Origin of the sequence: Stenotrophomonas sp. GD03958 (assembly GCF_029839005.1) — a bacterium.
GTDB classification, from domain to species: Bacteria; Pseudomonadota; Gammaproteobacteria; order Xanthomonadales; family Xanthomonadaceae; genus Stenotrophomonas; species Stenotrophomonas hibiscicola.
Map to the genome: position 1 here is coordinate 20,783 of NZ_JAOBZT010000058.1, position 8,020 is coordinate 28,802.

The 8,020-nt window shown below is 62.2% G+C and carries 16 protein-coding genes; all 16 read left to right on the plus strand.

The window, feature by feature from the left end; translation table 11 throughout:
• Positions 1 to 10: 10 nt before the first annotated feature.
• Positions 11 to 346 (plus strand): 50S ribosomal protein L22, encoded by a 336-nt coding sequence (gene rplV, locus N5C25_RS15540; RefSeq protein ID WP_004145348.1) that lies wholly within the window; start codon positions 11 to 13, stop codon positions 344 to 346.
• Positions 347 to 364: 18 nt separating this feature from the next.
• Positions 365 to 1,099, plus strand: coding sequence for a 30S ribosomal protein S3 (gene rpsC, locus N5C25_RS15545; protein ID WP_005415414.1), 735 nt, complete (start codon positions 365 to 367; stop codon positions 1,097 to 1,099).
• 5 nt (positions 1,100 to 1,104) lie between these two features.
• Positions 1,105 to 1,518 (plus strand): 50S ribosomal protein L16, encoded by a 414-nt coding sequence (gene rplP / locus N5C25_RS15550; RefSeq protein WP_004154486.1) that lies wholly within the window; start codon positions 1,105 to 1,107, stop codon positions 1,516 to 1,518.
• Entirely contained in the window at positions 1,518 to 1,703 is a 186-nt protein-coding gene (gene rpmC, locus N5C25_RS15555; protein ID WP_004154487.1) for a 50S ribosomal protein L29, read from the plus strand. The genes rplP and rpmC overlap by 1 nt, the downstream gene beginning before the upstream one ends.
• Before the next feature lie 11 nt (positions 1,704 to 1,714).
• Entirely contained in the window at positions 1,715 to 1,984 is a 270-nt protein-coding gene (gene rpsQ / locus N5C25_RS15560) for a 30S ribosomal protein S17 (RefSeq protein WP_004154489.1), read from the plus strand.
• A 12-nt stretch (positions 1,985 to 1,996) separates the two neighbouring features.
• Positions 1,997 to 2,365 carry a 50S ribosomal protein L14 gene (gene rplN / locus N5C25_RS15565; protein ID WP_010483978.1) on the plus strand — a complete coding sequence of 123 codons (369 nt, stop codon included), beginning with the start codon at positions 1,997 to 1,999 and terminating at the stop codon, positions 2,363 to 2,365.
• 16 nt (positions 2,366 to 2,381) lie between these two features.
• Positions 2,382 to 2,699, plus strand: coding sequence for a 50S ribosomal protein L24 (gene rplX, locus N5C25_RS15570; protein ID WP_004154490.1), 318 nt, complete (start codon positions 2,382 to 2,384; stop codon positions 2,697 to 2,699).
• A gap of 11 nt (positions 2,700 to 2,710) precedes the next feature.
• Positions 2,711 to 3,253, plus strand: coding sequence for a 50S ribosomal protein L5 (gene rplE, locus N5C25_RS15575; RefSeq protein WP_005415416.1), 543 nt, complete (start codon positions 2,711 to 2,713; stop codon positions 3,251 to 3,253).
• Between the two features lie 18 nt (positions 3,254 to 3,271).
• The gene (gene rpsN, locus N5C25_RS15580) at positions 3,272 to 3,577 is read left to right on the plus strand and encodes a 30S ribosomal protein S14 (protein WP_019659577.1); all 306 of its coding nucleotides are present in this window, start codon (positions 3,272 to 3,274) and stop codon (positions 3,575 to 3,577) included.
• Between the two features lie 258 nt (positions 3,578 to 3,835).
• Entirely contained in the window at positions 3,836 to 4,234 is a 399-nt protein-coding gene (gene rpsH, locus N5C25_RS15585) for a 30S ribosomal protein S8 (RefSeq protein WP_005408210.1), read from the plus strand.
• A gap of 18 nt (positions 4,235 to 4,252) precedes the next feature.
• Positions 4,253 to 4,777 carry a 50S ribosomal protein L6 gene (rplF, locus tag N5C25_RS15590; protein ID WP_019659576.1) on the plus strand — a complete coding sequence of 175 codons (525 nt, stop codon included), beginning with the start codon at positions 4,253 to 4,255 and terminating at the stop codon, positions 4,775 to 4,777.
• 80 nt (positions 4,778 to 4,857) lie between these two features.
• On the plus strand, positions 4,858 to 5,217 hold the full coding sequence (gene rplR / locus N5C25_RS15595) for a 50S ribosomal protein L18 (protein WP_026346969.1): 360 nt from the start codon (positions 4,858 to 4,860) through the stop codon (positions 5,215 to 5,217).
• 161 nt (positions 5,218 to 5,378) lie between these two features.
• Positions 5,379 to 5,921, plus strand: coding sequence for a 30S ribosomal protein S5 (gene rpsE, locus N5C25_RS15600; RefSeq protein ID WP_004154496.1), 543 nt, complete (start codon positions 5,379 to 5,381; stop codon positions 5,919 to 5,921).
• Entirely contained in the window at positions 5,914 to 6,105 is a 192-nt protein-coding gene (gene rpmD, locus N5C25_RS15605; RefSeq protein WP_005408214.1) for a 50S ribosomal protein L30, read from the plus strand. Before rpsE ends, rpmD begins: the two co-directional genes overlap by 8 nt.
• Before the next feature lie 6 nt (positions 6,106 to 6,111).
• Positions 6,112 to 6,555, plus strand: a complete 444-nt coding sequence (gene rplO / locus N5C25_RS15610) for a 50S ribosomal protein L15 (RefSeq protein ID WP_004154498.1) — start codon at positions 6,112 to 6,114, stop codon at positions 6,553 to 6,555.
• Between the two features lie 7 nt (positions 6,556 to 6,562).
• Positions 6,563 to 7,930: a preprotein translocase subunit SecY gene (gene secY / locus N5C25_RS15615; protein WP_005408215.1), complete on the plus strand. Its 1,368-nt coding sequence runs from the start codon at positions 6,563 to 6,565 to the stop codon at positions 7,928 to 7,930.
• The last annotated feature ends 90 nt before the right edge of the window (positions 7,931 to 8,020 follow it).

Consider the following 8,020-nt stretch of genomic DNA (forward strand, 5'->3'; position numbering starts at 1 on the left):
AGAGATGACAATGGAAGCGAAAGCCATCCTGCGCACTGCGCGCATCTCCCCGCAGAAGGCTCGTCTGGTCGCTGACCAGGTGCGCGGTCTGCCGGCCGAACGTGCGGTCAACCTGCTGAAGTTCTCGGACAAGAAGGCTGCCCACCTGATCAAGAAGGTGGTGGAGTCGGCTATTGCCAATGCCGAGAACAACCAGGGCGCCGACGTCGACGAGCTGAAGGTTCAGACCATCATGGTTGATGAAGGTCCGACCCTGAAGCGTTTCATGGCGCGGGCGAAAGGCCGCGGTACCCGCATCCTCAAGCGCACCAGCCACATCACTGTGGTTGTGGGCGCCGCCAAGTAAGCGGATAAGGAAAAGACCATGGGTCATAAAGTTCATCCGATTGGTATCCGCCTCGGCATTTCCAAGGACTGGAACTCCAAGTGGTACGCCAACAAGGCCGAGTTCGCCGGTTACCTGGCAGCCGACCTGAAAGTGCGCGACATGCTGCGCAAGAAGCTGGCCCAGGCCGGCATCAGCAAGATCCTGATCGAGCGTCCGGCCAAGACCGCTCGCGTGACGATCCACACCGCCCGTCCGGGCGTGGTGATCGGCAAGCGCGGTGAGGACATCGAGAAGCTGCGCAAGGAAGTGAGCGAGATGATGGGCGTCCCGGCGCACATCAACGTCACCGAAGTGCGCAAGCCGGAACTGGACGCGCAGCTCGTTGCCGAGTCGATCGCCCAGCAGCTGGAGCGTCGCATCATGTTCCGCCGTGCAATGAAGCGCTCGGTCGGCAACGCGATGCGCCTGGGTGCCCTGGGCATCAAGGTCAACGTCGGTGGCCGCCTCAACGGTGCAGAAATCGCCCGTTCGGAGTGGTACCGCGAAGGCCGCGTGCCGCTGCACACCCTGCGTGCCGACATCGACTATGGCTTCGCTGAAGCCAAGACGACCTACGGCATCATCGGCATCAAGGTCTGGATCTACAAGGGCGAGGTCTTCGATTTCTCCCAGGTTGGCCAGGAAAAGCAGGACGACACCCCGTCGCGCAACGATCGTCACGATCGCGGCGACCGTGGTGACCGTCAGCGCCCGGCCCGTGAAGCGAGGTAACGACAATGTTGCAACCCAAGCGAACCAAGTACCGCAAGGTACACAAGGGCCGTAACGATGGCCTGAGCTGGAGCGCCAACGCTGTCAGCTTCGGCGAATACGGCCTGAAGGCAACCGCACACGGTCAGCTGACCGCGCGCCAGATCGAAGCGGCCCGCCGCTCGATCAGCCGCTACGTCAAGCGCGGCGGCAAGATGTGGATCCGCGTGTTCCCCGACAAGCCCATCACCAAGAAGCCCATCGAAGTCCGAATGGGTTCGGGTAAGGGTAACGTGGAATACTGGGTGGCCCAGATCCAGCCCGGCCGCATGATCTATGAAATCGAGGGTGTTTCCGAGGAAGTGGCTCGCGAGGCGTTCCGCCTGGCCGCCGCCAAGCTCTCGGTCACCACCACTTTCGTGACCCGTACGGTGCGCTGATGGATATCAAAACTCTCCGTGAAAAGTCGGCTGACGAACTCAAGGCCCACCTGATCGACCTGCGTAAGGAACAGTTCTCTGTCCGTATGCAGCAGGTCACCGGCCAGCTGCCGAAGACCCACGACATTCGCCGGGTCCGTCGCGAGATTGCTCGCGTCAAGACCCTGCTCGGCAGCACGAAGTAAGGATGGCCGCTATGAGCGACAATACTGAAAAGAAGACGCTGCGCACGGTCGAAGGCCGTGTCGTCAGCAACAAGATGGACAAGACGGTTACCGTCCTGGTTGAGCGTCAGGTCAAGCACGCGCTGTACGGCAAGTACATCAAGCGCTCGACCAAGCTGCACGCCCACGATGCCGACAACGCCTGCAAGGAAGGCGATGTCGTCCGCGTGACCGAGATTGCTCCGATGTCCAAGACCAAGAACTGGCGCGTGGTGGAAGTCATCACGCGTGCGGCTGAATAAGGAGTCTGAATCATGATCCAGATGCAGAGCTACCTTGACGTCGCGGACAATTCGGGTGCCAAGCAGGTGATGTGCTTCAAGGTGCTGGGTGGTTCCAAGCGCCGTTACGCCGGCATCGGCGACATCATCAAGGTCACCGTGAAGGATGCGATTCCGCGCGGCAAGGTCAAGAAGGGTGAAGTGTATGACGCCGTCGTGGTGCGTACCCGCAAGGGTGTGCGTCGCGCCGACGGTTCGCTGATCCGCTTCGACGGCAACGCGGCCGTCCTGCTGAACAACAAGCAGGAGCCGATCGGTACCCGTATCTTCGGGCCGGTGACCCGTGAACTTCGTTCGGAGAAGTTCATGAAGATCGTCTCGCTCGCTCCCGAAGTGCTGTGAGCGACAGGAGATAATCATGGCTAACCGTATCAAGAAGGGCGACCAGGTTGTCGTCAACGCTGGCAAGGACAAGGGCAAGCAGGGCGAAGTCGTCCGCGTCGACGGCGACCGTGTGGTCGTCGCCAACGTGAACATCGTCAAGCGCCACACCAAGCCGAACCCGCAGGCAGGTGTTGCAGGCGGCGTGGTCGAGCGCGAAGCTTCGATCCATATCTCCAACGTGAACGTGCTGAACCCGGCTTCGGGCAAGGGCGAACGCGTTGGCTTCAAGGTGCTGGAGGATGGACGCAAACTGCGTGTGTTCCGCTCCAGCGGTGAGGCGCTCGACGCCTGAGGAATGTGAAGATGACTTCCCGTCTCGAAAAGATCTACAAGGAAGAAGTGGTGCCGGCGCTGATGAAGCAGTTCGGCTACACCAATCCGATGGAAGTACCGAAGCTCGTCAAGGTCACCCTGAACATGGGTGTCGGCGAGGCTGCCACCAACAAGAAGATCCTGGAAAACGCCGTCGCGGACATGACCAAGATTTCCGGCCAGAAGCCGGTTGTCACCAAGTCGCGTATCTCGGTCGCGTCGTTCAAGATCCGTGATGGTTGGCCGATCGGCTGCAAGACCACGCTGCGTCGCCACAAGATGTACGAGTTCCTGGACCGCCTGATCAACATCTCGCTGCCGCGCGTGCGCGACTTCCGTGGTGTTTCCGGCCGTTCCTTCGACGGCCGCGGCAACTTCAACATGGGTGTGAAGGAACAGATCATCTTCCCGGAAATCGACTTCGACGCCGTCGACGCGATCCGCGGCATGGATATCGCCATCACCACCACTGCGAAGACCGATGCGGAAGCGAAGGCGCTGCTGGCAGCGTTCAAGTTCCCGTTCCGTAACTGATCTGTCGAGGAAACCGAAATGGCAAAGACCTCCATGGTCAACCGCGACATCAAGCGGGAAAAGCTGGCCAAGAAGTACGCTGAAAAGCGTGCGGCTCTGAAGAAGATCGTGTCCTCCGTGGACGCGACCTACGAAGAGAAGATCGAGGCCGCAACCAAGCTGGCCAAGCTGCCGCGCGATTCGTCGCCGAGCCGCCAGCGTAATCGTTGCGAGCTGTCGGGTCGTCCGCGTGGCGTCTACAGCAAGTTCGGCCTGGGCCGTAACAAGCTGCGTGAAGCCACCATGCGTGGCGACGTGCCGGGTCTGCGCAAGGCCAGCTGGTAACCCCAGCCGGCCCTGCGATCAGGAGCCCCTTCGGGGGTTCCTGAACCGGGCAGGGGAGGCATTCAGCTTTCCCGACGCAAAAAAACCGAGGAGCCCGGCGCAAGCCGGGCTCTTTTGGCGTATACTCCCGCGTCTTGCCCTGCGCAAACGGGGTCGTAGGAGTGGGCTTCCGGCCCGCTGCATCAAGGGACCTGGCCCGTTTCCAGGAGACAACAGATTTTCGCGAAAGCGGATATCGGTGCACTCAAAGGTACTCATATGAGCATGACTGATCCCATCGCCGACCTGCTGGTCCGCATCAAGAATGCGGCCGCGGTGGGCAAGCAGACGGTGAAAGCCCCGTCGTCCAAGATCAAGGTTGCGATCGCCCAGGTCCTGAAGGACGAGGGTTACATCACCGACCTGCGCGTGACCCAGCTGGAAAACAACAAGTCCGAGCTGGAAATCGTGCTGAAGTATTTCGAAGGCAAGCCGGTCATCGCGACCCTGAAGCGCTTCTCGCGTTCGGGCCTGCGCCAGTACCGCGGCAAGAGCGAGCTGCCGAAGGTCATGAATGGCCTGGGTATCTCCATCATTTCCACCTCCAAGGGCATCATGACTGATGCGCAGGCGCGCCAGCTGGGCGTCGGCGGCGAAGTCCTGTGCTTCGTGGCCTAAGGCGAAAGGAGTAGAACTATGTCCCGCGTAGCCAAGAAGCCGATTACCCTGGGTAAGGTTGAACTGAACGTCCAGTCGGACAGCGTCACCGCCAAGGGCCCGAAGGGCACCCTGTCGCTGGCCAAGCCGGCCGGTATTGCCATCAACGTCGACAACGGCGTTGCCACCCTGAGCACCGAAAGCGCTGACCTGGTCGCACTGACCGGTACCGTGCGTGCGATCCTGTCCAACATGGTCAAGGGCGTGTCCGAAGGCTTCGAGCGCAAGCTGGAGCTGGTGGGCGTGGGTTACCGCGCTGCCATGCAGGGCAAGGACCTGAACCTGTCGCTGGGCTTCTCGCACCCGGTCGTGTTCGTGGCGCCGGAAGGCATCACGCTGTCGACCCCGACCCAGACCGAGATCCTGGTCCAGGGCGCTGACAAGCAGGTCGTCGGTGAAGTTGCCGCCAAGATCCGTGCGTTCCGCAAGCCGGAACCGTACAAGGGCAAGGGCGTGAAGTACTCCGACGAAGTCATCATCCGTAAGGAAGCCAAGAAGGCATAAGCGCGAGTCCCTCGCAAGAGCCCGCACATCCCTGTGCGGACTTCTCAGGGAAAAGCTCTTCCTTCAGCTTTCAAGGAATAATCAAAATGAACAAGAACATCGCCCGCCTGCGTCGCGCCAAGTCGACCCGTGCCCACATCCGTGAGCTCGGCGTCGCCCGCCTGTCGGTGCTGCGCACCGGCCAGCACCTGTACGCCCAGGTCTTCACCGCCGACGGCTCCAAGGTGCTGGCTGCTGCCAACACCACCCAGGCCGACGTCATCGAAGGCCTGAAGAACGGCAAGAACGCCGATGCTGCTGCCAAGGTTGGCCGCATCGTTGCCGAGCGCGCCAAGGCCGCCGGCATCGAGAAGGTTGCCTTCGATCGTTCGGGCTACCGCTACCACGGCCGCATCAAGGCCCTGGCAGAAGCCGCCCGCGAAGCCGGCCTGCAGTTCTAAGGGACAAGGGCAGGGGGCCATTGGCCTCCTGCCCACCTGCTCGCCAGCCTGAGTGAGGCTGGACGGCGCCGCTCTTCTGCAGCGGCCCACCGGAACAACGCGTCACGCCACAACCATAAGCGGCTTCGAGCCGTACATACCCAAACAACCAAGGAATCAACATGGCAGAAGAGCGTCAGCAGCGGGGTCGCGATCGCGACCGTAACCGCGAAGAGAAGATCGACGACGGCATGATCGAAAAGCTGGTCGCGGTCAACCGCGTCAGCAAGACCGTCAAGGGTGGCCGCCAGTTCACCTTCACCGCCCTGACCGTCGTCGGCGACGGCGAAGGCAAGGTCGGTTTCGGCTATGGCAAGGCCCGCGAAGTGCCGGTTGCCATCCAGAAGTCGATGGAACAGGCCCGCAAGAACCTGGTCAGCGTTGACCTGAACAACGGCACCCTGTGGCACACCATCAAGGATGGTCACGGCGCAGCCCGCGTGTTCATGCAGCCGGCTTCGGAAGGTACCGGCGTGATCGCCGGCGGTGCCATGCGCGCCGTACTGGAAGCCGTTGGCGTGAAGAACGTGCTGGCCAAGGCCACCGGTTCGCGCAACCCGATCAACCTGGTGCGTGCCACCGTGAAGGGCCTGGCTGCTGCACAGTCGCCGGCTCGCATCGCGGCCAAGCGCGGCAAGAAGGTGGAGGAACTCAACCATGGCTAATGAGTCCAACAAGACTGTCAAGGTCCGCCTGGTGCGTGGCCTGCGTGGCACCCAGTCGCGTCACCGCCTGTCGGTGCGTGCGCTGGGCCTGAACAAGCTCAACGATGTGCGTGAACTGAAGGACAGCCCGCAGGTGCGCGGCCTGATCAACAAGGTTCAGTACCTCGTCCAGGTTGAGGAGTAATCGACCATGACTCTGCGTCTCAATGAACTGAGCCCGGCACCGGGCGCCCGCACCGAGCGTACCCGCGTCGGTCGCGGTATCGGCTCGGGCCTGGGCAAGACTGCCGGCCGCGGCCACAAGGGTTCGTTCGCCCGCAAGGGTGGCGGCAAGATCAAGGCTGGCTTCGAAGGCGGCCAGACCCCCATGCAGCGTCGTCTGCCGAAGATCGGCTTCCGTTCGCCGATCGCCAAGGACACCGCTGAAGTGCTGCTGTACGCACTGGACAAGCTGCCGGCCGGTGAGATCGACTTCGCCGCCCTGCGTGCTGCCAAGCTGGTTCCGAGCACTGCCAAGAAGGCCAAGGTCGTCGTCAAGGGCGAAGTGACCAAGGCGTTCACCCTGAAGGGTATTGCTGCCACGGCGGGTGCCAAGGCCGCGATCGAAGCTGCCGGCGGCAGCGTAACGGAGTAAGAAAATCATGGCGCAAGCTGGCATCGGTAACCTCGCGGGCGGAATGGGCAAGTTCACTGAACTTCGCCAACGTTTGCTGTTCGTCGTCGGGGCTTTGATCGTCTATCGCATCGGCTGCTACGTGCCGGTGCCGGGCGTCAATCCCGATGCCATGCTTGCCATGATGCAACAGCAGGGCGGCGGCATCGTGGACATGTTCAACATGTTCTCGGGCGGCGCCCTGCACCGTTTCAGCATCTTCGCGCTGAACGTGATGCCGTACATCTCGGCATCGATCGTGATGCAGCTGGCCGTGCACATCTTCCCCGCCCTGAAGGCGATGCAGAAGGAAGGTGAGTCCGGCCGCCGCAAGATCACCCAGTATTCGCGCATCGGCGCCGTGCTGCTGGCAGTGGTGCAGGGCGGTTCGATCGCACTGGCCCTGCAGGGCCAGGTCTCGCCGTCGGGCGCTCCGGTCGTGTATGCGCCGGGCATGGGCTTCGTGCTCACCGCCGTGGTCGCGCTGACCGCCGGCACCATGTTCCTGATGTGGGTCGGTGAGCAGGTCACCGAGCGCGGCATCGGCAACGGCGTGTCGCTGATCATCTTCGCCGGTATCGTCGCTGGCCTGCCGGGTGCGATCATCCACACCTTCGACGCCTACCGCGACGGCAACATCCAGTTCATCCAGCTGCTGCTGATCGCCATTGTCGTGCTCGCGTTCACCTTCTTCGTGGTGTTCGTCGAGCGTGGCCAGCGCCGGATCACGGTCAACTACGCACGCCGCCAGGGCGGTCGCAACGCGTACATGAACCAGACCTCGTTCCTGCCCCTGAAGCTCAACATGGCCGGCGTCATTCCGGCAATCTTCGCCTCGAGCCTGCTGGCCTTCCCGGCCACCCTGGCCATGTGGTCCGGCCAGGCGGCCAACCAGAGCAGCTTCGGCCAGGTCCTGCAGAAGGTCGCCAATGCCCTGGGCCCGGGCGAGCCGCTGCACATGATCGTGTTCGCTGCGCTGATCACCGGTTTCGCGTTCTTCTATACCGCGCTGGTGTTCAACTCCCAGGAAACCGCTGACAACCTGAAGAAGTCGGGCGCGCTGATTCCGGGCATCCGTCCGGGCAAGGCCACCGCCGATTACATCGACGGTGTACTGACCCGCCTGACCGCAGCCGGCTCGGCCTATCTGGTGATCGTCTGCCTGCTGCCGGAACTGATGCGCACGCAGCTGAACGCCTCGTTCTACTTCGGCGGTACTTCGCTGCTGATTGTGGTGGTGGTGGTGATGGACTTCATTGCCCAGGTGCAGGCGCACCTGATGTCCCACCAGTACGAGAGCCTGCTGAAAAAGGCCAACCTGAAGGGCGGCAACCGCGGCGGTTTTGCCCGCGGCTGATTGGCCTGTTATACTTTCGTCTTCCTGACGTGATGGTCCCTCCGCTTCGCGGACTCCGGCCACACAAACGAAGGGCGGCCCCCGCAGCGG